22 protein-coding genes and 1 other RNA gene are annotated in these 23,303 nt (G+C 40.6%); 11 read left to right on the plus strand and 12 right to left on the minus strand.

The genetic code is table 11. The features are described 5' to 3' along the window. The first annotated feature begins 93 nt into the window (after window positions 1–93). From Q0064_RS09995 to Q0064_RS10015, 5 genes are all read left to right on the plus strand, one after another. Entirely contained in the window at window positions 94–384 is a 291-nt protein-coding gene (locus Q0064_RS09995; RefSeq protein WP_298147928.1) for a hypothetical protein, read from the plus strand. Further along, window positions 385–678: a cell division protein ZapA gene (locus Q0064_RS10000; RefSeq protein ID WP_094486232.1), complete on the plus strand. Its 294-nt coding sequence runs from the start codon at window positions 385–387 to the stop codon at window positions 676–678. A gap of 48 nt (window positions 679–726) precedes the next feature. Next, a non-coding RNA gene (gene ssrS, locus Q0064_RS10005) (6S RNA) lies at window positions 727–834 on the plus strand. Window positions 835–878: 44 nt separating this feature from the next. Then, window positions 879–2,438: a ribonuclease Y gene (gene rny / locus Q0064_RS10010; protein WP_298147934.1), complete on the plus strand. Its 1,560-nt coding sequence runs from the start codon at window positions 879–881 to the stop codon at window positions 2,436–2,438. A gap of 499 nt (window positions 2,439–2,937) precedes the next feature. After that, complete coding sequence (locus Q0064_RS10015) at window positions 2,938–3,171, plus strand: hypothetical protein (RefSeq protein ID WP_298147937.1); 234 nt, start codon at window positions 2,938–2,940, stop codon at window positions 3,169–3,171. A 1-nt stretch (window position 3,172) separates the two neighbouring features. Here the strand turns inward: Q0064_RS10015 and recQ are convergent, their stop codons facing one another. After that, a complete protein-coding gene (recQ, locus tag Q0064_RS10020; RefSeq protein WP_298147940.1) occupies window positions 3,173–5,368 on the minus strand; it encodes a DNA helicase RecQ in 2,196 nt (731 codons plus the stop codon). 89 nt (window positions 5,369–5,457) lie between these two features. Between recQ and Q0064_RS10025 the strand changes: the two genes are divergently transcribed. Genes Q0064_RS10025 through lptB form a run of 4 tightly spaced genes read left to right on the plus strand, consistent with a single transcriptional unit; the run spans window position 5,458 to window position 8,333 of the window. Beyond that, complete coding sequence (locus Q0064_RS10025) at window positions 5,458–6,420, plus strand: KpsF/GutQ family sugar-phosphate isomerase (RefSeq protein ID WP_298147943.1); 963 nt, start codon at window positions 5,458–5,460, stop codon at window positions 6,418–6,420. Continuing rightward, complete coding sequence (gene tatC / locus Q0064_RS10030; protein WP_298147946.1) at window positions 6,420–7,253, plus strand: twin-arginine translocase subunit TatC; 834 nt, start codon at window positions 6,420–6,422, stop codon at window positions 7,251–7,253. Before Q0064_RS10025 ends, tatC begins: the two co-directional genes overlap by 1 nt. Beyond that, window positions 7,228–7,581: a carboxymuconolactone decarboxylase family protein gene (locus tag Q0064_RS10035; RefSeq protein WP_094486238.1), complete on the plus strand. Its 354-nt coding sequence runs from the start codon at window positions 7,228–7,230 to the stop codon at window positions 7,579–7,581. Before tatC ends, Q0064_RS10035 begins: the two co-directional genes overlap by 26 nt. A gap of 2 nt (window positions 7,582–7,583) precedes the next feature. After that, window positions 7,584–8,333 (plus strand): LPS export ABC transporter ATP-binding protein, encoded by a 750-nt coding sequence (gene lptB, locus Q0064_RS10040; protein ID WP_298147951.1) that lies wholly within the window; start codon window positions 7,584–7,586, stop codon window positions 8,331–8,333. On the opposite strand, the gene Q0064_RS10045 is transcribed toward lptB, so the two are convergent. Both Q0064_RS10045 and Q0064_RS10050 read right to left on the minus strand, forming a co-directional pair. Further along, a complete protein-coding gene (locus Q0064_RS10045) occupies window positions 8,320–9,084 on the minus strand; it encodes a GH25 family lysozyme (RefSeq protein WP_298147954.1) in 765 nt (254 codons plus the stop codon). The genes lptB and Q0064_RS10045 overlap by 14 nt on opposite strands. 46 nt (window positions 9,085–9,130) lie before the next feature. After that, window positions 9,131–9,850 (minus strand): CDP-alcohol phosphatidyltransferase family protein, encoded by a 720-nt coding sequence (locus tag Q0064_RS10050; protein WP_298147956.1) that lies wholly within the window; start codon window positions 9,848–9,850, stop codon window positions 9,131–9,133. 251 nt (window positions 9,851–10,101) lie between these two features. Here Q0064_RS10050 and Q0064_RS10055 point away from each other — a divergent pair, with 251 nt between their 5' ends. Both Q0064_RS10055 and Q0064_RS10060 read left to right on the plus strand, forming a co-directional pair. Beyond that, entirely contained in the window at window positions 10,102–11,088 is a 987-nt protein-coding gene (locus Q0064_RS10055) for a PorV/PorQ family protein (protein ID WP_298147959.1), read from the plus strand. After that, a complete protein-coding gene (locus Q0064_RS10060) occupies window positions 11,085–12,209 on the plus strand; it encodes a DUF4105 domain-containing protein (RefSeq protein ID WP_298147962.1) in 1,125 nt (374 codons plus the stop codon). Before Q0064_RS10055 ends, Q0064_RS10060 begins: the two co-directional genes overlap by 4 nt. Here Q0064_RS10060 and Q0064_RS10065 read toward each other — a convergent pair. The 9 genes from Q0064_RS10065 to Q0064_RS10105 form a co-directional block, all read right to left on the minus strand. Next, window positions 12,156–13,550, minus strand: a complete 1,395-nt coding sequence (locus Q0064_RS10065) for an exopolysaccharide biosynthesis polyprenyl glycosylphosphotransferase (RefSeq protein WP_298147965.1) — start codon at window positions 13,548–13,550, stop codon at window positions 12,156–12,158. The genes Q0064_RS10060 and Q0064_RS10065 overlap by 54 nt on opposite strands. 64 nt (window positions 13,551–13,614) lie before the next feature. Beyond that, window positions 13,615–14,952 carry an O-antigen ligase family protein gene (locus Q0064_RS10070; protein ID WP_298147967.1) on the minus strand — a complete coding sequence of 446 codons (1,338 nt, stop codon included), beginning with the start codon at window positions 14,950–14,952 and terminating at the stop codon, window positions 13,615–13,617. Then, on the minus strand, window positions 14,942–16,009 hold the full coding sequence (locus Q0064_RS10075; RefSeq protein ID WP_298147969.1) for a glycosyltransferase: 1,068 nt from the start codon (window positions 16,007–16,009) through the stop codon (window positions 14,942–14,944). The genes Q0064_RS10070 and Q0064_RS10075 overlap by 11 nt, the downstream gene beginning before the upstream one ends. Next, on the minus strand, window positions 15,987–17,117 hold the full coding sequence (locus Q0064_RS10080; protein WP_298147972.1) for a glycosyltransferase family 4 protein: 1,131 nt from the start codon (window positions 17,115–17,117) through the stop codon (window positions 15,987–15,989). The genes Q0064_RS10075 and Q0064_RS10080 overlap by 23 nt, the downstream gene beginning before the upstream one ends. Before the next feature lie 5 nt (window positions 17,118–17,122). Continuing rightward, window positions 17,123–18,175 (minus strand): glycosyltransferase family 2 protein, encoded by a 1,053-nt coding sequence (locus tag Q0064_RS10085; RefSeq protein WP_298147975.1) that lies wholly within the window; start codon window positions 18,173–18,175, stop codon window positions 17,123–17,125. Window positions 18,176–18,201: 26 nt separating this feature from the next. Beyond that, the gene (locus Q0064_RS10090) at window positions 18,202–19,437 is read right to left on the minus strand and encodes a hypothetical protein (RefSeq protein ID WP_298147977.1); all 1,236 of its coding nucleotides are present in this window, start codon (window positions 19,435–19,437) and stop codon (window positions 18,202–18,204) included. Between the two features lie 35 nt (window positions 19,438–19,472). Further along, the gene (locus Q0064_RS10095) at window positions 19,473–21,008 is read right to left on the minus strand and encodes a glycosyltransferase (RefSeq protein ID WP_298147980.1); all 1,536 of its coding nucleotides are present in this window, start codon (window positions 21,006–21,008) and stop codon (window positions 19,473–19,475) included. Then, the gene (locus Q0064_RS10100) at window positions 20,989–22,155 is read right to left on the minus strand and encodes a glycosyltransferase family 4 protein (RefSeq protein ID WP_298147983.1); all 1,167 of its coding nucleotides are present in this window, start codon (window positions 22,153–22,155) and stop codon (window positions 20,989–20,991) included. Before Q0064_RS10100 ends, Q0064_RS10095 begins: the two co-directional genes overlap by 20 nt. Then, window positions 22,137–23,117: a class I SAM-dependent methyltransferase gene (locus tag Q0064_RS10105; protein ID WP_298147985.1), complete on the minus strand. Its 981-nt coding sequence runs from the start codon at window positions 23,115–23,117 to the stop codon at window positions 22,137–22,139. The genes Q0064_RS10100 and Q0064_RS10105 overlap by 19 nt, the downstream gene beginning before the upstream one ends. Between the last annotated feature and the right edge of the window lie 186 nt (window positions 23,118–23,303).

Below are 23,303 nucleotides of genomic sequence, written 5' to 3' on the forward strand. Positions count from 1 at the left end.
CCGTAAAAATAACGTTATTCAAAAGTCAACAAATATATTGCCACAACGAAAACTAATTTTAACTTTGTGAAATAAGTAAGGAACGGAGCATTTATGAGTGAAATAGCTGCCATAGTAACGACGCTTGAGAATCGGATAAACGCGTTATTGGCTCGTTTGCAGCAAATTGAGCTACATAACAGTCAGTTAACAACGGCGTTAACCGACTCAAAAGCAAGAGAAGAGCAGTTAAATTTGAAGATTCAAGAACTTGCGCAGGCGCTAGAAGCTCAGAAAATGGCCAATTCTTTACTTGGCAGTGACGAATATAAAAGAGATACGAAGCTTAAAATAAATTCATTGATTCGAGAAATTGACTATTGCATAGCGCAATTAGCAGACTAGATGGACGACAAATTAAAGATCAAAATATCAATTGCAGACCGAGTTTATCCGCTCACTGTAGATTTTTCGCAAGAGGAAGCGTTACGACTTGCCTCGAAGAAAATTGATGCCATGATCAAGCAATTTGAAGAAAACTATGCCGTTAGAGACAAGCAAGATGTTTTGGCTATGTGCGCCTTACAGTTTGCTTCTCAGTTGGAGCAACAGCAAATTGATAAGCAAAATATTGATGTGCAAACGCTCGAAAAGCTCAAGAATATGAATGCTATTTTAGGACAAGTGCTCGAAAAATAACGTTCTTAACATACATCGATACTGCCTGCATTAATTCATTATTGGTAAACTCAACACTAACAAATTAGAATGAGCAAATCGGTATTACTACAGCATGCTGCCTTTGTCGCAGATCCTGGAACAATACGCTAGCTCAAAACTTGTCTTTACGAGTTTATTCACAGATTAATGCAGGCTTTTTTTTAAACTTAACCCAAAATATGAACACAATTGCAATTATTGCAGCGATTATCGGAATTGTAGGCGGATTTCTAATCGCTAAATTCTTGGAAAAGAAAAACGTCTCAAACCTGATAAAGAACGCAAAAAAGGAAGCCGCATCGATCTTAAAAGATGCAGCCTTAGAAGCTGAAAACATAAAGAAAGATAAGATTCTTCAAGCAAAAGAGAAGTTTCTTGAAATGAAAGCCGAACACGAGCAAGTAATCTTATCGCGCGATAAGAAAGTTGCCGAAGTAGAAAAACGCATTCGCGATAAAGAATCGCAAGTTTCAGGTGAACTCGCTAAGGCCAAGAAAATTAACGACGATTACGAGGCTAAAACCAAGGAATTGTCGGCTAAAATCGAAGTACTCGAACGCAAACAACAAGAAGTTGATCGCATGCACAAGAGTCAGTTAGAGCAACTCGAGGTGATTTCAGGATTATCAACCGAGGAAGCTAAAAATCAGCTTATAGAAGGATTGAAAGCAGAAGCGCGCTCTAACGCCATGGCGTACATTCAGGAAACGGTTGAAGAAGCGAAACTTACCGCACATCAAGAAGCGAAAAAGATCATCATCAATACCATTCAACGTGTGGGAACTGAAGAAGCCGTTGAAAACTGCGTTTCGGTATTCAACATTGAATCGGATGATGTTAAAGGTCGTATAATCGGGCGAGAAGGTAGAAACATCCGCGCGATTGAAGCCGCAACTGGTGTTGAAATTATTGTAGACGACACGCCGGAAGCCATTATTTTATCGTGCTTCGACCCTGTACGTCGCGAAATTGCACGACTTGCTTTACACAAATTAGTAACCGACGGACGTATTCACCCGGCTCGTATCGAAGAAGTTGTTGCCAAAACAACCAAACAAATCGAGGAAGAAATTGTTGAAGTGGGTAAACGTACTGTTATTGATTTGGGAATTCACGGTTTACATCCAGAGCTGATTAAGGTGGTTGGACGTATGAAATACCGCTCGTCTTACGGACAAAACTTACTTCAACACAGTAGAGAAGTTTCGAAGTTATGTGGATTGATGGCTGCGGAATTAGGACTTAATGTAAAACTTGCTAAACGCGCCGGACTACTCCACGATATTGGTAAAGTTCCGGAAACGGAAAGCGATTTACCACACGCCTTACTTGGTATGCAGTGGGCCGAGAAATACGGCGAAAAAGAAGAAGTTTGTAATGCCATTGGTGCGCACCACGACGAAATCGAAATGAAATCGTTGTTGTCGCCAATTGTTCAAGTTTGCGATGCTATTTCAGGTGCACGACCAGGTGCGCGCCGCCAAGTGCTCGATTCGTACATTCAGCGTTTGAAAGATTTGGAAGATATTGCTTACGGCTTTAACGGCGTGAAAAATGCGTATGCAATTCAAGCGGGTCGCGAATTGCGCGTAATCGTTGAAAGTGAAAAAGTTAGCGATGACCACGCTGCCAGTTTAAGTTTTGATATTTCGCAGAAAATTCAAACAGAAATGACGTATCCTGGGCAGGTAAAAATTACGGTTATTCGTGAAACACGTGCGGTAAATATCGCGAAGTAGCGAAAAGAACTTTTTAATAAGGTAACGAGATTTCGACTTTGGTTGGAATCTCGTTTTTTTATGACTTGTAATAAACGAGAGAACGATTTTCGAGCACGGATTTTGCAGCAGCGATAGTAGCGGCATCCTGCTGCGAGCGGCGTTTGCCGAGCAGCAGATACAGCGGATAGCGCGGTGCCGGCTGGAGCAACAGTTATTGATGAAAACGAATTTTGCCGGCAGCTGCCCAAATAAAAATGCTACCTACAATTGTAAAATCTCCTGCTTTGAAGTCGAATTCTAAAAAGATTTACTCCTTTTTTTGGGCGGCATTTCGCGCTTTTCACTACAAGTACGCAGCAAAATTCGCACATCCCTACGGCATTTTTGCGCTTCCGTTGGTCGCACAAAACTTCCAAGGGCTCTTGCTCATTTGCTTTGCGTGCTTTCCGTTTCAATCGCGGCCGCGGGCAATCGTTTCCAATGAAAATGTGTTCGTCGAAATAACTACTTTTGAACCATGGAAAAAGTGAAGCTCATTTGGGATTTTCGCGGCGCAGCAGCATCGCAAACCGCGGTACATCACGCAAAACATTTAACGGAATTTGCCGCCGCCGAGCACGCAAATTTTTACGAGATTGGCTCAGAAAACGTTTCTGAATTTCATTCCCTGGCCTTTGTAATCGTGCAGCGCGATGAAATTTTAAAATACCGAGATATTCTAAAACCGCATCGCGCTGTATTGGCTGATTAACTTAGTTTGCTACTTCGCTGATAAATTTGATGCGCATCAATCGCAATTCATCAATATCGTATTCGCCGTCGAACTCCTTTAATGCATCTTCAATGCGATCGGTTTCCGACTCCATAAAGTAATCGTGAATTTCTTCCTGCTGATCTTCGTCGAGAATATCGTCGATCCAATATTTGATATTTAGTTTGGTTCCGGCGTAAACAATTTGCTCCATTTCTTTCAGCAAGGCATCCATCGTTAAGCCTTTTGCCGATGCGATATCGTCGAGTGAAAGCTTGCGATCGATGTTTTGAATGATGTACAATTTATTAGCCGAATTTGCCCCAGTTGACTTCACCACCAAATCGTCCGGACGAATGATATCGTTCTCTTCCACGTAACGATTAATCATTTCCACGAATTCCTTGCCGTATTTTTTGGCCTTGCCCTCTCCTACTCCATGCACATTGCTCAATTCTTCGAGCGTTGTTGGATACTTGAGTGCCATATCTTCGAGCGACGGATCTTGAAAAACCACAAACGGTGGAACGCCCGCTTTCTTGGCAACTTTCTTGCGTAAATCGCGGAGAATCGCCATCAACGCTTCGTCGGCTGTTCCCGAAGATTTACTTGCCGTTACGATCGAATCGTCTTCATTTTCATCGTATTCGTGGTCTTCCGACATCATAAACGAAGTTGGATTATCGATGTAATCCAAACCTTTTTCGGTAACTTTTAAAATTCCGTAGGTTTCAATGTCTTTCGTCAGCAAACCTTCCACCAAAACTTGGCGGATGAGCGCCATCCAATAGCGCTCGTCGTGTTTTTCGCCCGAACCAAAAAACGTCTGCGAATCGGTTCTGTGCGCTTTGATCACCGCATTTACTTTACCTATTAAGGTGTAAATTACTTCTTTGGCTTTGTATAAATGCTTGGTATCGCGAACTACTTTCAACAATTTTACGACTTGATCTTGCGCTTCTACCTTTGATTTTGGATTGCGCACGTTGTCGTCCATATCGGCGCCTTCGCCGTTTTCGCTATCGAACTCTTCTCCAAAATAATGAAGCAGGAATTTTCGTCGCGACATCGAAGTTTCTGCGTAAGCAACGACTTCCTGCAAGAGTGCGAATCCGATTTCTTGTTCAGCAACGGGTTTCCCCGACATGAACTTTTCGAGTTTCTCGACATCTTTATAGGAGTAGTAAGCCAAGCAGTAGCCTTCGCCACCGTCGCGACCTGCACGACCCGTTTCTTGATAATAACTTTCTAAACTCTTAGGAATGTCGTGATGAATAACGAAACGCACGTCGGGTTTATCGATTCCCATACCAAAGGCAATGGTAGCCACAACAACATCAACATCTTCCATCAGGAACATATCTTGATGTTTGGCACGTGTTTTTGCATCGAGGCCGGCGTGATACGGCACAGCGCTGATGCCGTTAACTTGCAAAACTTGGGCGATGGCTTCTACTTTCTTGCGACTTAAACAGTAGATAATTCCCGACTTTCCTTTGTATTGACGTATGAATCGGATGATATCCGCCTCGACATTTTTAGTTTTCGGACGTACATCGTAGAATAAATTCGGACGATTAAACGACGCTTTAAAAGTTTTTGCATCGGTCATATCCAAATTTTTCAAGATATCTTCTTGAACTTTTGGCGTTGCGGTTGCGGTTAACCCGATTACGGGAACTTCGCCCAACTGTTTGATGATATGTCGCAAATTGCGGTATTCCGGACGGAAGTCGTGACCCCATTCCGAAATACAGTGCGCTTCGTCTATGGCAACAAAAGAAATGGGAACAGATCGTAGAAACTGAACATATTCCTCTTTTGTAAGCGATTCGGGCGCAACATATAGGAGTTTGGTGACACCATTTGTGATGTCTTTTTTAACCTGATTGATTTCCGTTTTATTCAGCGAAGAGTTTAAAACATGAGCAACTCCTTCTTTGTCGGAAAGGCTTCGAATGGCATCGACCTGATTTTTCATCAGGGCAATTAGCGGCGAAACAACGATAGCTGTTCCTTCTAAAACAAGCGCTGGAAGCTGGTAGCAGAGCGACTTACCGCCGCCGGTTGGCATTATTACAAAAGTATTTTGATTGGCGAGAATACTCCGAATTACTTGTTCTTGAAGCCCTTTAAAGCTGTCAAAACCAAAGTGTTTCTTGAGCTCATTATGAATGTCGATTTCCTTATTATTCATGCGATAAAAAAGGGGATTTTACTTAATTTTGCAATACTAAAAGTACAACATTCCTCTGAATCTACAAATACTTCTCAAGTACACTTTTCATGACGCAAATAAACATCCTTGATACCGCCAAACGAACGATTTTATCTGAAAGTAAGGCGATTGAAAAGTTGGCAGACTTATTAACTCTCGATTTTGTTTCGGCAGTGGAAGCGATACTTTCGATGAAAGGTCGTTTAGTGGTTACCGGAATTGGAAAAAGTGCCATCATTGCCCAAAAAATTGTAGCTACTTTAAACAGTACTGGAACGCCTTCTTTATTTCTTCATGCTTCCGAAGCCATTCACGGCGATTTAGGTATGGTGCAAGCTGGCGATGTTGTTATTTGCATCAGCAAAAGCGGCAACAGTCCGGAAATTAAAGTACTTGCGCCGATTATTAAACGCTTTGGAAATATTTTGATCGGAATGACAGGCAACACGCATTCGTTTTTAGCACAGCAATCCGATTTAGTTCTCGACACAACCGTAACCGAGGAGGCTTGCCCGCTTAATTTAGCACCAACTTCCTCGACGACAGCTCAGCTGGTTATGGGCGATGCTTTGGCGGTGACTTTAATGGAAATGAAACAGTTTACTGCCGAGGATTTTGCGAAGTATCATCCGGGCGGCGCATTGGGCAAGAAATTGCTGCTTCGCGTAAAAGATATGCTCGCCAATACATTTAAACCGCAAGTGAGTCCAGACACTTCAATAAAAGCAACGATTTTCGAAATTTCTGAAAAGCGTTTAGGCGTGGCTGCTGTGGTCGATCAAGGTAAGGTAGTTGGTATCATTACCGACGGCGATATTCGTAGAATGCTTAATAAGACAGACAGTATTAGTGGTTTAACGGCTAAAGATATCATGACGGTGCATCCGAAAACCATCACGTCGAATACCATGGTTGTTGATGCTTTGAATATTTTGGAAGATTTTTCGATTACACAGCTGGTTGTTGTAGACAACGAAGAGTATAAAGGTGTACTTCATTTACACGATATTTTAAAAGAAGGAATAGTATAATGGCTGAAAAAAGCATGAAAGAGATGACTTTTTTAGATCATCTTGAAGCACTTCGCTGGATGTTGATTCGCAGCACTGTTGCCATTTTAATATGTGCTGTAGTGGCGTATTTTTTCATTGATTTTATCTTTTCGGATATCATCTTTGCCGCAACACGACCCGATTTTATCACCTATGAATTCTTTTGTGAAACCACCAAGTACTTAGGTCTCGACGACGAATCGACCTGTGTAAAGGATTTTAGTTTCATCATACAAAATACGAATGTTGGCGGACAATTTTCCATTTTCATTTGGACGTGCATTGCCGCAGGTTTTATCCTCGGATTTCCTTACATCCTGTTTGAAATTTGGAAATTCATCAAGCCGGCATTATACGAGAAGGAACGAAAAATGGCAATCGCATTTGTATTCGTAACTTCTTTACTTTTTTTCCTCGGCGTCTTGTTCGGATTTTACTTGGTCGTGCCTTTATCGGTAAATTTCTTCGCCACTTTTGTAGTGAGCGATACGATAGTGAACCAATTTAACGTTGATTCGTACATATCGATGGTAAAAACTTCGCTAATTGCCTCTGGCTTGGTTTTTGAATTGCCGGTAATTATCTATTTCTTAGCCAAACTTGGTCTGGTAACGGCCGAATTTCTAAGAAAATATCGAAGATTTGCCATCGTAATCATATTAATTATCGCAGCAATTGTTACGCCACCCGATGTAACCTCGCAATTATTGGTAAGTATTCCGATACTGGTGCTGTATGAATGCAGTATTTTTATCGCTAAAGTAGTAGTAAATAATCGTTTGAAAAATGAGCAATCTAGTAACCGAATTTAACGAATACCGTTCTAAAATGAATGAAAAACTGCTTTCCGACCCGAACAAGGTTGTGAAACGCATTTTCAATCTAGATACCAATGCCTATCAAGAAGGTGCACTCGACGTGAAAACAAAAGAGCTTTTGGGCTTGGTAGCGTCGACTGTTTTGCGTTGCGACGATTGCGTTAAATACCACTTAGAAACCAGCTACAAACACGGCGTAACCAAAGAAGAAATGATGGAAGCCATGGGAATTGCTACGCTGGTTGGCGGAACCATAGTTATTCCGCATTTGCGTCGGGCATACGAGTTTTGGGAAGCTTTAGAAGAACAATCAAACCAATAATAATGATTTTACGCGCAGATAATTTAGTTAAAACCTATAAAGGAAGAAGTGTCGTAAAAGGCGTTTCGGTGGAAGTAAATCAGGGTGAAATCGTAGGATTGCTCGGCCCGAATGGTGCTGGGAAAACAACTTCATTTTACATGATTGTTGGATTGGTGAAGCCCAACGCAGGCAACATCTATCTCGACGATTTAGAAATTACCGACTACCCGATGTACAAACGGGCGCAGCAAGGTATTGGCTATTTAGCGCAAGAAGCATCGGTTTTTCGCAAACTGAGTATTGAAGACAATATTTTAAGCGTTTTACAACTTACGAATCTTAGTAAAGAACAGCAAGTTGCGAAAATGGAGTCGCTTTTAGACGAATTTTCACTGCAACACATCCGTACCAATCGCGGCGATTTACTCTCCGGAGGTGAACGTCGACGTACTGAAATTGCGCGTTGTTTGGCTACCGATCCGAAATTTATTCTTCTAGACGAACCTTTCGCTGGTGTTGATCCTGTTGCTGTTGAAGATATTCAACGAATCGTAGCGCAACTCAAAAACAAAAACATCGGAATTTTAATTACCGATCACAATGTTCAGGAAACGCTTGCCATTACCGATAAAACCTATCTGATGTTTGAAGGCGGCATCTTGAAAGCAGGTGTTCCCGAAGAATTGGTTCAAGACGAAGTTGTTCGCCGCGTATATCTCGGTCAGAATTTCGAATTGCGTAAAAAGAAATTAGACTTTACCGCCCAATAGTTAATCGGTTTAACGCCGCGCTATTTCCTCGGTAAATATTCAAATCTACCGATCCGCGAATGCCAGGAATTGATCCAGATTCAGAAAATTGCCAAAAAAGTTGCTGCGCAGGAAACTCCCTTTGCGTAACCGTATACGCCGCAATCCAAAAACGATATCCAGAGAATTCTTCTTCTAAAAACGCTTCTTTAAATTTCTTTCCCGAATAAATAATTGGTTTAACGCCGTAATGCGCTTCCACAAGGCTCAGCCAATTGCGCAAACCTTTACGCAGATTATGCAAGCTTTGTACTGAAGAAACGCGCTCGATATCTAATATTGGAGGTAAATCGCCGGGCTTTAACTGCACTGTTTTTATGAAGTTTTCCGCTTGCGCAGAAGAATTCTCGTCCGGACGAAAGTAATGATATGCGCCTCGAATAACCGCTAATTTACGAATGGCTTTCCAGTTGCTTTTAAATTGTTTATCGACATAATTCGTTCCAGCTGTGGCGCGCAATACCACAAACTCAATCGGCTTTCCGTATGCAGAGTCAACTTCCTGCCAACGAATCCGACCTTGATATTCGGAGACATCGATACCGAATGTGCTCTTCGGAAAACTCGTAAAAACTTCTTTGGTACGCTGGTTGGTGTTTGTTGCGTTGCTGGCTCGTTGTTCGTAACGATCTGTTACAAAGCCTAAATACCGCAACAATGTGGCTTTATTCAACACTATCAAAAGTGCAACAGTTCCACACAAGAATAGCATGAGAAAAATTCGATTGCGAAGCTGATTTTTCGGATTCGATTTTCGCCTAGGCGCTCGTTTTCTGGGATTTACGTTCCGTGGCATTTTTTAGCATTGACAAAACTACGTACAGAAAAATAATCAGAGGTACAGCCGCAACTTGAAGAACGACCAAACTTATTACCGAAAATAACACTAAAACCAGTTGGAACTTCATTTTAGACAAACGAAACGACTTAAATTTCAGTGAAAACAACGGAATTGGTGCATTCAATAAAAACGCACTCAAGGCAGCAAGCACAATTAAAAAAAAGTGATTTGTAAGTAACTCAATGGCAATTAAGCTTGTAGTTGAAGCTAAAACTACGGGTAAACTCACGATAAAAAGCGCATTGCCCGGCGTTGGCATGCCGATAAAAGAATCGGTCTGACGCGTATCGATGTTAAAGTTTGCTAAGCGGTAGCAAGAACCTAAAGTGGGAAGAAATCCGAGATACGGAATTAAGGAGTCGGCCGGCATTCCGCTTGAATTTTGTAGCATAAAAAACAAAGTCAAGCCCGGCGTTACTCCACTGGTCACCATATCGGCCAAACTGTCGAGTTGTAAGCCAAGTGGACTAGCAGCGTTAAAAATTCGTGCCGCCATACCGTCGAAAAAATCGAAGAAAATGCCGAGTGCGACAAAGAAAAAGGCCCAATCGTAGTGTTTTTCGAACAGTTGGATTACGGCTACGCAACCGCAAAACAAGTTCAGTATCGTAATAGTATTCGGAATATGCTTTGTCATGCTATAAAATGTAAGCAAGCAAATGTAAGGCAATAAGCTGAACCGAAATTCGTTTTGTTGAAGAAGATTTCGGTGATTTCGGCGCATTTTAATTGCGAAATAGTCCGATGCTTTACTGTGAAATCGATACTTTTGCGAGCTGATTGCCGAAAAAAATTGTGAATCAAAAAAAATATAACTTCGTTCTGTTAAGCCTTGTTTTCTCGCTATTTGCTAGCGCGCAGGCAGTGCGTAAATACTCAAACGAATTTATGAACATCGGTGTCGACTCACGTGCGCTGGGAATGTCGAATGCCGTGACCGCACATGTTTCCGACGTTACGGCAGGCTATTGGAATCCGGCTGGATTACTTGGCGTTGAACGCGATCAGGTTGCCTTAATGCATGCTAATTATTTTGCGAATATTGCGCAATACGACTACATTGGCTATGCAAAAAACATCGACGATCGAAGTGCTTTTGGATTTTCGTTAATTCGATTTGGCGTTGACGACATCTTGAATACCACACAACTTATTGATTCCGAAGGAAATATCGATTATAACCGCATTTCTCTTTTCTCAACCGCCGATTACGGACTTACCTTTTCCTATGCTCGAAGTTTGCAAGTACCTGGATTTCAATACGGTATTTCAGCGAAGATTATCCGTCGGGTAATTGGCGATTTTGCCTCATCGTGGGGCGTTGGTTTCGACTTAGGATTTCAGTTCGAGCGTTCCGGCTGGAAATTAGGTTTAATGGCTCGTGACATTACCACAACGTACAACATTTGGACGATTGATGAAGAAGAATTTAAAACCATCTCGGAAGCTGTACCAGGACAAAATGCCGAATTACCAGAAAGTACCGAGATTACTTTGCCGAAACTGCAATTTGGTTTAGCAAAATTATTTGAATTTCACAACGAAACCAGTCTTTTAGCTAGTACCAATCTAAACATGCGTTTTGAACAAACTAACGATTTAATTTCGGGCAGCGTCTACTCCATTGATCCGGCACTTGGTTTTGAATACGGCTACACCGATTTAATTTTTGTTCGAGCAGGCGTTGGAAATTTTCAGAACATTGAAGAAATTGACGGTTCTAAACGACTGGGGTTTCAGCCAAATATTGGACTAGGATTCAAATACCGCGGCATTCAAATCGACTATGCATTAACCGATTTAGGCGACCAAAGTGCCGCCTTGTACAGCAATGTTTTCTCTGTAAAAGTTGATCTTGATATATTTAGACGATGATTCGTTATTTACTTATTGTTTTTTCGTTTTGCTTCTTTTCGGCGAAAGCCCAAATTCCTACAGCTTCTGCGAATACTAAGTGCAGTTTATTAACCGTTAGTGCAGGAAGCCAATTGTATTCGTTGTACGGCCACACCGGACTCCGATTTTACGACAAGCAGCAAGGTTTTGACTTTGTAGTGAATTTTGGATACTTCGATTTTTCGACACCGAATTTCTATTTAAAATTCGTGAAAGGCGATTTGAAGTACTTTGTAGGAATCGATCGTTACGAAGATTTTTACGCCAATTACGTTTTTGAACAACGAGGTATCAAAGAGCAGGTTTTAAATTTAAAATCAGCTGAAATTCAATTGATTATAAATGATTTGGCCACTATCGTAAATTCAGACGGGAAATTTTACACTTACAAATTTTTCCATCGAAATTGCACAACGATGGTTGCCGATCTTATCGCAAAGCACAGTTCGATCACGCCAGCGGTTATAAACGAGATAAAAGAAAAGAGCTTTCGAGAAATTGTTAGCGAATACCAGTCGCCATTATACTTCGAGAATTTGGGAATCAACATCATGTTTGGCTACTACACCGACAGCAAGGCAGATGCTGTATTCTTACCGGAACAGCTTTTTACCGCGTATGAAATTCAAGGTCAGGAAGTTGTTTCCAAAACAAATGTATTAAACAAAACTTCGCTCGTACTTGATGTGCCTTGGTGGAACTCCGTTTTCACATTATTTGCTATCTTACTGACATTGGTTTTCGTACATGAATTTACGCGCCGATTCTTATTTGTAGTTTTAGGTTTTCTCGGAATTTTTCTCGCGGCAGCAGGCTTGTATAGCGACCATGTTGAAGTGCTCTGGAACTATAACATTTTATTATTCAATCCTTTATTTCTGTATTTCGCTTTCGCGGAAAAGAAATCCGTTCGCAGAAAAACGTTTCAAGTATTGGCAGTAGTTTCTGTTTTGGTTCACCTGATTTATGTGCTAAACAAACCTCAGCTTTTACTTTTTGCGCCTATCTATGCAGCCGTATTTTTATTGCTTTTACTTGATTCTAACCTATTGACCGCGATAAAACAGAATCGTACTAAAGGTCTTAATCACAATATTTAAATCGAGGAAGATACTGCGGTGTTTAATGTAGTACAAATCGTACTGCAATTTAATTAAGCTGTCTTCAAAGCTTTGTCCGTAGGAGTAATTTACTTGTGCCCAGCCCGTTAATCCCGGTTTTATAATATGTCTTGTTTCGTAGAAAGGCATAATCTCGGATAATTCTTGCACAAACTCGGGGCGTTCGGGTCGCGGACCGATAAAACCCATATTGCCAATTAAGATATTGATAAACTGCGGAATTTCGTCCAGGCGAGTTTTTCGTAAAAATTTTCCGAAAGTGGTTACACGTACGTCATTAGATGTAGCGAAAACAGCGGAACCTGCTTCAGCATTCTTCACCATGGTTCTAAATTTGTAGATTTTAAAAGGCTTTCCGAACTTGCCAACGCGAATTTGTTTGTAGAATAACGGTCCGCGATTTCCGAGTAGGTTTCCCAACAAAATCAGCGGTAAAATTACACATCCGGCAAGCAAACCCACAATGGCAAGAATAATCTCTACGGCCCGAACAAAAATCAAATACAATTTGTTTTGATTGCTTCGACTGAAGGGAAAGTATCGATAAAAATCGCGATCTAAGTAATGAATAGGAATGCGCTGTGTGAGCGTTTCGTAAACTTGCGTATATTCTTTAATCGGGAACCCAAACTCCAGCAATCGCAATAATTCGTTGTATAGCGGTACGGTGATGATATCGGCTTTTGCTCCTGCAATAACGAGCTCAGAAACTGTTTGTTCCTGAATAAACTGTACTAAGTTTTCCGTCTGAACGGCATCTACTCCGCCGTAATTAAAAACATAGCTTTCTGATTTTCCAGTATCGATGTAACCAATAACGCGGTAATGCGGATCAGCCGCTTGTAAATCGCCAACCAACTCTACAATTTCTTCTTTATCACAAATCAAAACTGCTTTTTTCTCGAATCTGTGAGAAGCTAGAAAAGCCTGATAAAAAATACGCCAAATCAGCAATCCGATGAAAATTGCGCCAAAAAAGTAGATGATTTGAAGTCGGTTACTCGGTAAAAAAGGCGTCAAAAAAGGAGTAAGTAGATAGAATAAAACTGTAGTAGAAGCGGTAAGCAGTATACTTCGAACTACCTGAAATTGGTTACTAGCGACTTGTAAATTGTACATTTCGAAAATAGTTCCAATGACATTTACGTATAAACCTAAGATCACAATCCACCAAAGATTGTCTAGCGACACATCGATATATTGAAAATCAACAAAACTATCCAACAGAAATAGCGCCAAAATGACAAATACCGTATCGAATAAGCGAAGCAAAATCTTGCGTTCACTTACTTCAAAGTGTATTCGGGTGTCAATTTTCATTCTGTTGTCTTAGGGTCGTCGAAATTACAAAACAACAGGTAAACTTTAGGTTAATGTAGTTTTTTTACGACACGTTTTTCTTCCTGATGAACGGAATATCGACATAAAGTAAGGCTAGCGAATAAACAAAAGCGGGTGCGGCGATACGCATTGCTGCGTGATTAATGGTTAGTGCCCAAAACAAGAGCAGCGGAACCATGAAAAAATTCTGCCTATTTCCCAGATGAAGTACAATTGGAGTTACTGCTAGTAGAATTAGAATGAGAATACCAAGGGAACCATGTTCTGCCAATAAGCGTGTTATTTCATTGTGCGAGGCTGCGTCGTTTCCGGTTTCTTCCTTTCGAATTTCGATAGATTTCCCAACACCAACGCCTAATATCGGATTTTCATAAAATGCTTTTAATTCCGACTGCGCCAATTCTTCACGTCCAGTGAATTTACTTTCTTTAACTCGGCCAAGAGCATCTTTGTTGGCGTAACGATTCCCAATCAAACCCTTTGTTTGCAGCAACGAATAACCCCAAATTCCAATACTTCCAATAATCATCCAAAACAATAGCCTGCTTATCTTTACTCGTGCATTAACATTCAAACGTATAAATAGGATAAGCATTACTGCTAAAATCATGGCAATGGCAGTAAAAACTCCTCCTCGCGAAAATGTTACGATGGCTCTAAAAATGACAATTGCTGCTAGACCGATATTTACCAGCATTACTTGTAAACTCGGTGATTTCAACAGGGCGCGATTAATGAGAATAAAAGTTCCTAAGCCAAATACGGTAGAAACTTGGTTGGGTCCGAAACCTCCACTGAGTCGGCCGTCGGAATCGGTTCCTGAAACGATGTCGCGCACACTCGGATTGAATAGAATTACGTAGGTAGTGAGGCTGATAATTGGCAACAATAAGGCAAGTAAAATGTTTTGAAATTGCTCATAACTTACTTTTCTTTGGTAAGTATACAATCCGCACAGACCTAAACAAATGGGACCACTTATTACAAAGGAAATGATTTTTCGTTGTTCTGTATCTGGATTTAATACAACAAATGCGAGAATTAGTGACGGCAGCAATGCGAGTAAGTAAATCCACATCGGAAAAGCACTTTTAGAAAAGCCTCGATAGAACATTCCAATCAGAATCACGCCAATAACACCATACTTTCCAAACTCATAAATAGGTACACCTTCCGTAGCTCTCAAAAAAACCTCTATCCCGGTGATATAGGCCGCTGCGAGTAAGGCTTCGTTGTTCCGATTTTGGTGTTTGATAACGTAATATGCGCTTCCCAGTAAGACCGCGAGCGCCGCCAACTTTGCTAATGGTAAAAAGAGCCAAATAGCAAAAGCCATAGCGATGTGAATTCCGATTAAGCTATAATATCTGTTATCTGTCATTCATTTTTTCCAATAGCTGTAGATAAGAAGACATGACTGCTTTCGCAGAGAATGTTCGACTTACCTCATCGTGCAATCGTTCTCCAAAAATGCCTCTTTTATCTGGATTACGATACAAATATTCAATTTTATCCGCGAATTCCTTCGCATCTCCGTAAGGCACTACAAACCCGTTCACCTCCGACTGCACTAGGGTTTCGCAAGCGCCTACTTTGGTAAGCACAACCGCTTTTCCCGCTAATCCATACTCAATTACTGCTAAGGGCAAACCTTCAAACGACGAAGTTAAAACTGCCACATCGGCTTGTTGTAATGCCCGCGTGACATCCGACTCATTTTCAAAAAACTCAACTACCTCGGTTAATTCAAGCTGTTCACGTAAAGCTCTTAAATGCTGATAGTATTCGAGATCCGAAACTCGTCCGTACAATTGCCAAACTACATCAATGCCGCGAAGTTTCAACTCTTGGGCAATCTGAAATAGAAATTCGTGACCTTTCTCTTTCCTAAAATTTGCCAGAGCTAAGATTTTGAAAGAGAAATTTGATTCCTGCTCATCGGAACGAACCGAATTTGTAACGATAGAAAAGTTGGGAAGGTAAAACGATAGTAATTTCAAGTTTTTTTGATTCCATGATGCAATATCCTCATTTACCGCGATACAGAAGTTCGCTTTAAAAGTGGTTAGTCGATATTTCCAGACTTGTCGCTTTTGCAAAGAACCAAAATGATCGTGAAAAATGAGTTGTACCTTTGGAAGGAACATTTTAGCAAGACTTCCGAAAAAAATCGAGGTTCCGTGTGCATGGATGTGGGTAACTTGCTCTTTTTTACATATCTGAACCAAGCGTTTTAAGGCGTTAAAATCGAAAACACCCTGACGGTTTAAAAAGTGGTAGCTTACATTTGGAGCGATACTTTTCTTTAAACCACCTTCTTTTCGTGTACTAACTAAAACCGATTTATCTATAAGCTGCGCTAATTCGTTGGCGTATAAAACAGCCATTTTCTCAGCACCACCAATATCCAAAGAATCAATTATTTGTAGTATTCGCATGGTGTATGACGGCTTTAATAGCATTTTCAAACGACTCTAAAGTATAGGAAATCGACCACTGCTGAGCTGCTTTGCTGATGGCAGCCATTTCGCCCGATTGCAACAAAGTAAGCAATTGCTCAGTATCTCGGATTACATCGCCGGTTAATAAAATTCCTCGCTTTCCGAAGTCGAGCATTTGTGGCACGCAAGAAACGGAGGTTATAACAGGAATACAACCCCAAAACATTGCCTCGGCAGCGGCTTTTGGCCAGCCCTCACTCAGCGAAGGCAGAATCATAAAATGCGACTTTTGGTAAGCTACTTTTAAATCCTGCTTCGAAACGGCGCCGAAAAGTTTACAAAAAGACAGTTGCTTTTCTGAAATTCGCTGTTTCAACGCATTTTCTAAATCTCCAGATCCGAAGAAATTCAGTCGACAAGCGAGTCCTTGTTGCTGCACGTTTTCGATTAATTCTAAAGCATAAAACGGATTTTTACCTGCCGTGATACCTCCTACAAACGAAAATTGAATCGGAGAATCTTCTCGATTTGTGGTGGTTTCGAACAGCTCTTGTTCACTGTATGTAGCTGTAAAAAATGGTTGAATGTTGGTGGAATTATCTGGCCAATCGCCATATACCAAAACACACATATTCTTCGACCAAAATGTACTGTTTAAGATAGCCCGTTGCCATTGGTAACTCTTGGGTTGGTTGCTGTTTGGATCCCAATTTCCGGCATATTTAGCAGTTTTTTGCTTTCGCGGAAAGAAAACTTGTACGATACATGCCAGAAAGCCGATATTTCCCGGGCAACGCAAATGAAAATGCGCTTTTTTTTGAAATTCGCGTGCAATGATGAACAAATTAAACGGCAGAAAAAAGAGTGCTGCTAACAAATTTGTCCATGAAGTAAAATCAAACGCTTTTAATTCTACGAAAGTGATTTTGGTGTGTTCGTATGGTGCTTCGATAGCTGTAAAATGAGCCTTTGAAAGCGGAGCAACAACACGAATTTCATCGAAATACTTAAACCAAATATTCATTTCGGTTACGTACGGTCGATAGGCATATAGTTTATCGTTGTGTTTCACATGTGCCACATGCGTAAAAACCGTGAATCTCATGCGAGCTACTCTAACTTGGGTTTGTTCCCCAAAAGTAAGTTAATCCAAGAAATTTTACGCCCTAAAAATTCAGTGAATGCTGCTGTGCGTTGTTTGGTATTGATCACGTTTGTTAATCGGATATACATCAATAACAGTGTGATAACATGCCATTTGAATCTGTTTTTGAACGATGGATCCGGGTACTTGGTTCGCCAAACAAACCAGCCGTTTCGCACTACCATTTTGCCGTATTTATACTGATTTGGTCGGCCTTGTACGTCGTGATGATGCTCTAATTGGGCTGCAGTATTGACAAACAGCTTTCCCAAATTTGATAATTGAAGGCAAAAATGTGCGTCTTCGTAAAGTCCGTAGCCTTCAAAATACTGTGAAAATTGCAGTTTTTTAAAAATCTCTTTTCGATAAGAAGCTACACCTCCCATAAAAAAAGTGACTTCATAAATTTTACCGTCGGGAGGTAAAAACGATATAGAACGCCCGTGACCAAACTCGGGCATAAAGCCAGGCGGTAAATTGCTGTCGAGCCCTAGCCACTTTCTGGCTTTAAAGCGTAAACTTTCCGAACGTACATAACCGCCGTACTCAAAATAATTTGTTTTGGAATACGATTTATTTTCGGCAGGCCAACATGAGATTTCGTTGGTAATAAAACCGCCAACTCCCAATGCCTCAGGAAACTGCGCATATGTGTTTAAAAGTGATTCGAAATAGGTTGGTGCTAAAACAGTATCGTCGTCTAAGAAGCATACAATTTCACTATTTGCCGCAACTCTTTCTATTCCAAAATTTCGCTGCTTCGTTAAACCGCGATTATTCTGGTCGACTAAAAAATAGCGCGTTTTAAGTGAGAAATTATTGATCATCTTGGTCGTTTCTGTATTGGTAGATCCGTCTATGATCAATATTTCAGAAGGTAAGCGCGTTTGTTTTTCTACAGACTGTAACAGCGTTTTCAAAGCCTTGCTTCGCATATAAGTGCAAACAATCAGGCTAAACGGAACCGAATCGCTTTCCTTTTGATTTTCTATTCCGATGAAAGGCTCAATGTGCTTCATTATTCGCAAGTCCTAAAAAATAAAGCCTATAAAAATTGTCTTATGATATTCCAATTTCCGTATAAAGCTATAAGTACATTGAAAAGTACATTCGATAAAATAAGCACCGCAGCTTGTTTGTGAAATTGTTTTCGAAAAACCGACTCTATATGTAACGCAGCTAATAGCATCAGAGGCACTAGCCAACGCATTTCAACAAAACTGATAATTACAACAGCAAATGTTAGCACTCCTATAAAAACAGTTATTGAGAGTGCATTCGTCTGTAAATAACTGGATTTACGAAATGAAAAAATGGGCAGCACAAGTACCAGTAGCAATGTCAAACCAGTCTGACGCGTACCATCTTTCACGATATACAGAAAATCTTTAACCGCTTCGATCAGCGTTAATTTAAAATCGAACGTTACCGCTTGAATCAAAGTTTTTGGTAATGAATTTTCGCCGTTTTTCGCTTTGTAGGCAGTTACTTCCTCCCAACTAACATGAGTATAGTTCGGAATTTTACCTGAATTTACTGCTAACTGACTCAAATACTGACGTTCAATCCAATTTACGCCCAATTTTGGATCAGGCTCTTTATTATCGTAAAGTACTTTCCCATTATTGAAAATACTAACAGCATTCAATGTCAAAAAAATTAAAAGTAAACCTGTAGCTGCAAAAACGTCGTTCCTCGAAAATTTTAAGCGATTCCAAAAGAAAAAACCGAATAAAACTGCGAGTACAGGTAGATACATGACAAAAAGTGGTCGAATACAAATTGCTGTCGCCAATGCAGTTAAACCAAAACCCGAGAGTTTCTGTTTGCTATCGATGGCCATGTACAGCCGGTGTAATCCGATAAATAAGAAAAACTGAAATAGTAAGTCGTTGGTACCCACGTCGAGTGTTGCAGCTGTAAAGAAAGGGAGCAACCAAAAAACGCGGCTGTAAAACGATCGGTAATTTGCAAAAACATAGGCAATAAATACTACTGCTAATACGGCATTAAAAACGCGATTACCTTCAAAGGTTCCGAAAAGATAAGCGAAGGGTAAACTAAGAATATGATAAAAGACGCTAAATCCGTTGTTTTGTGTTAGTGTAATTTCGCCGTTCAAAAGTTGTTCGGCATTCTGTGCGAAAAGTCCAGAATCTCCAGATTGTAGTGGCAGTTGACTGTAGTAATAGAGTCGAAATAACGCATAGCTAGCGACTGTAGCAGCAACTGCACATTTAAACCACTTGTTTTTTAGTATGTGCTCTGCTGAATTGACCATAGAAAGGAGTTTGAGTAGAAAATTATGAAAGTGACTCAGTTTGTTTTTCTTTCTGCCAATCGGTTTGCATAGTACAACGACTCATTAAACTGAAGGAATTTATACGGCAAATTTAATATCCGTAGGGGAAATTTTAGTTTATTGCCAGAAATGAGATAATGTACCATATACTTGATCTTATATTCCCGCAATTCGGCAGCCGAAAATTGTTTGACGATACCGTACATTATTGTCGGACTTGGCACTGGTTTTATTCTGCCCACAGGTTTTCCTAATTCCCAAGGTTGAGCTTTTCGTGCTTTTCCGGATTTTTTTGCTTGCAATCCCCAATAGCGATAACCGCCTTGAGGGGGTTTTAAGTGTAAATTTACAGCAAACGGATTATGTAAAACCGAAATTCCCAACTTGGTTATCGAAAAACCAAAATCGCTGTCTTCGCCGTAACCGCCATCAAAGTTCACGTCGTTTCCACCCAATCGATTTACTACCGCTCGCAATACACATGAATTAGCATTACTAAAACACGATGTGGCCCCGGCGCGCACTCCATTTTCTTGCTCGTACTTCTGTAATTTCTGCTCTAGATCATGTAAATCCTGCTGCTGGTGATCGGCTCTGATATCTAAACCATTGCAGGCTTCGGCGCCATACGTTTTAAGAAAGCGCAAATGAGATTCTATGAAAGTGTTCGGAATGCGAATATCATCGTCGCCAAAAATGATATACTCGCCGGTACACAAATCAATAGCTTCGTTGCGAGCCCTACAACTTCCTTTTGATTGCTGCTGTTTTGCAATCAGCTTAAACGGATAATTTTCTTGGGGATAAGCCACAGCCACATCTAGATTTGGGGTAGCATCAATCACGATCACTTCGGTTGGCAACACGCTTTGCTTGCTTAAATCGTCGAGTAAATTCCGCGTAAAATCTTGTCGCATCATCGTCGGAATGATATAACTAACCGATGGATACTCGTTAAGCTTTGCTAAAGGTCGCGCTGGAATTCCTTGCCTGATTGACTTCACCTTGAAGTTACGTGTTTTCCAAAAAGCATAAACCTCTTTTGGATTCCAAAAACCGCAACGAAAAAGCATAAAAACACTGTGCGATGTTTTAAAATTCTTTTTAAAAAATTGGTACCGATCGTAGGCTGAAAGGGTTGGTTGGCGGTACAAATTCGCAGGAAACAGATCGTCTATATGCTTAGGTATTCCGCCCAAATAGCGCAATAAACGATAGGAAAAATCGAATGCTGCAACCAACGGATTAGTGTATTCAGAATCGAAGCCACCTAATTGTTCCCATACGGCTTTGCGCACGAGAAATGCCTCGGGATTACAGCGCCAAGAAATGCAATCTGAAAGATTATCAAAATCTTTGATATACCAAAACTGTACTGAAGATTGATAGATAACTTCTGGGAATGCATTACGCAAACCTTGCTGAAGTCCGCTGTGCCATAAATCGCCTTCCGATTTGGATAAATCTTCGAAACGCGACAAATCGGGCTGTCCGCAATACAACAGCACTTCGCCGTTCACCGTGATATACTCATTTAGTTTTAGCTGCATAGTTTTGAATAACAATCCGATAATGATCTAAATTTTGTTTGGCAATATCTTGAATGTCAAATTTTTTAAGAGCTGCTGCTCGTGCCGCGGTACCAAAACGCGTCCGAAGGTCTGGATTTTCAAGTAAATCACAAATTCGATTGGCAAATTCGGAGTGATTTTTTGGATGTACTAAGTAGCCTTCCACTCCATCACTAATCATTTCAGCAGCCCAACCGATATTCGAGGCGACAATTGCTTTTTCTTGAAACATTGCTTCCATCCAAGCCATGGGAAGTGCTTCGGCAAAAGAAGGGAAAACGCAAACGCTCGATTGCGCAAGTGCCTCGGTAATTTCATTTGGATTTAAAGTTCCTCGAAAAACCACATTCGGAACGGCTTCCCGTTCAAAAGCAGACTGGAGTATTGATTTGGTAGAAATTCCTTCAAAAACATCAATGCTATCGTTTCCTGCCAACCAAAGTTCGGCATTAGGTATCCGACTTTGAACCTGTTTGAAAATCTGTGGCAGTTCTAAAACTCCCTTTTTTCTAATCAGAGATCCGAAGTAAAAAACTACCGATCGCTGCGGATTGCTTCGACTAACTTGCAAAGGAACAGCGCCGTTAAAAATTCTGGTAAAGGTAAAAGAACAATGAAACACCTTTTGTGTGAATTCTCCACAAAATCGACTTACCGCTACGATACTGTTTGCCGAAAGCAGCGCTCTTTTTTCGCGGTAAGTGTTGAACACTTTAGGTTTTCTTTTATCAAGTGCGCAAAAGTACGTATCAGAACCGTGAATTTTTACCACAACTGGACAGGAAACAGGTAAAAACGCCGACGGGCCTGTCCAATCTGGAGCTTCAATTATATTGATTTCATTTGAAGAAATTAATCGTTGCAGAACCCGTTGTAATTTTATTTGTCGGAAAAAATAAGAAAGTCCCGGCAGCCGTAAATGCTTTACAACCACTAGTCGCATTCCTAAATAATCGCGCTCAGAATCTTCATACTGGCCGTAAATTACTACTGTAACTGCAATGCCTTGCTCTTTTAAAGCCAAACCTAGGTTTTTAATACTGCTCCCTAAGCCGCCGCATTTTCCGAATTCTGGCAACGGAAACTCTGGAGTTAAAAACGCAACTTTTACTTGATTTTCTGCCATATCGCAGCTACATTTCGACCATTGAGACTTCCTTTAGCGGCCCATTCGTCTTCCATTGGAATTAAATCTGCCGGCAAATCATGTTTTAATACACCGTAAAAAGCATAGCTTCGATGTGTAATGAGTTGAAAGTTTGTTAACACGGTCTTCAATTCCTTCATAGAAATGCCACCATAACCACTTTCTGATATTTGTATGTCGGTAACCTTCCATAAATCATCGGCGGTTAGTCGTTTTCTAATTACCTTTTCTCTCAATAAATCATCGTTAATTCGATCAATGTACGTTTTTCTACCCAGCAGTCTATTCAATTGGTTCCGCCATTTTTTGGGTAGAAAGTGTTTTATGGAACTTGAGTGCACCGCTTGTTGCTGCATTCGAGATTTGAGTAATAGCTCACGCTCGATTCGCTCCGGGTCGCTGTCGCTATCTTTGTTTGGGTCTTGTAAATGAATAAAAATACCTCCAGGTCGCAGCAGCGATTCAATATTCTTCAAAAAAGTATGAAGATTAGGAATATGGTGCAGAACGCTCGAAAGCATGACAGCATCAAACTTTCCGGTAAAATCGGGCAGTTGCTCGTGGATTATTTGAACTTGCTGCGACCAATTTTTACTTTTCGCTTTGGCTCTCTCTAGCATTTGCGCAGAAGTATCGAACAACGTAATTTCTTGGCAGTTTTGTGATAGGCTTGTTTTTAAAAACATTTGCGTAGCCAGCGCAGTTCCGCAGCCAAAATCGAGCAGCGATACAATCTTATTGTCTCTCATTTTAAGCTCGGTATCGCTTGCTAAAAAATCAAATTGTTCTTGCAAACTCTCTAGCATATCCGCATGCAATTCATCATAATGAACTGCTTCGTGATCATGAAAAATAACATTAACTCTTTTGTGGAATTCTTGTAGACTCAGAAGACTCTGTACTTTCTTATAAATTGGTAAAATTGGATTAAGTTCATCCATATCGTTCACACATATAAAAAATCTTTGAATTTTGCTTATAAACTTTTGAACTGCTAAAGTAAAACTTTATGAAGGAGCAAATCCGATGAATTTGTGTTTTTTTCTATGGATTTGGTTCAGCCGAAAAATCTACTGCGGTGTTCATAAGTGTTGCAGCATTGTTACGTCTCTATCATCGAGATAATT

The sequence above is a fragment of the Flavobacterium sp. genome (assembly GCF_027490375.1).
Lineage (GTDB): Bacteria > Bacteroidota > Bacteroidia > Flavobacteriales > Flavobacteriaceae > Flavobacterium.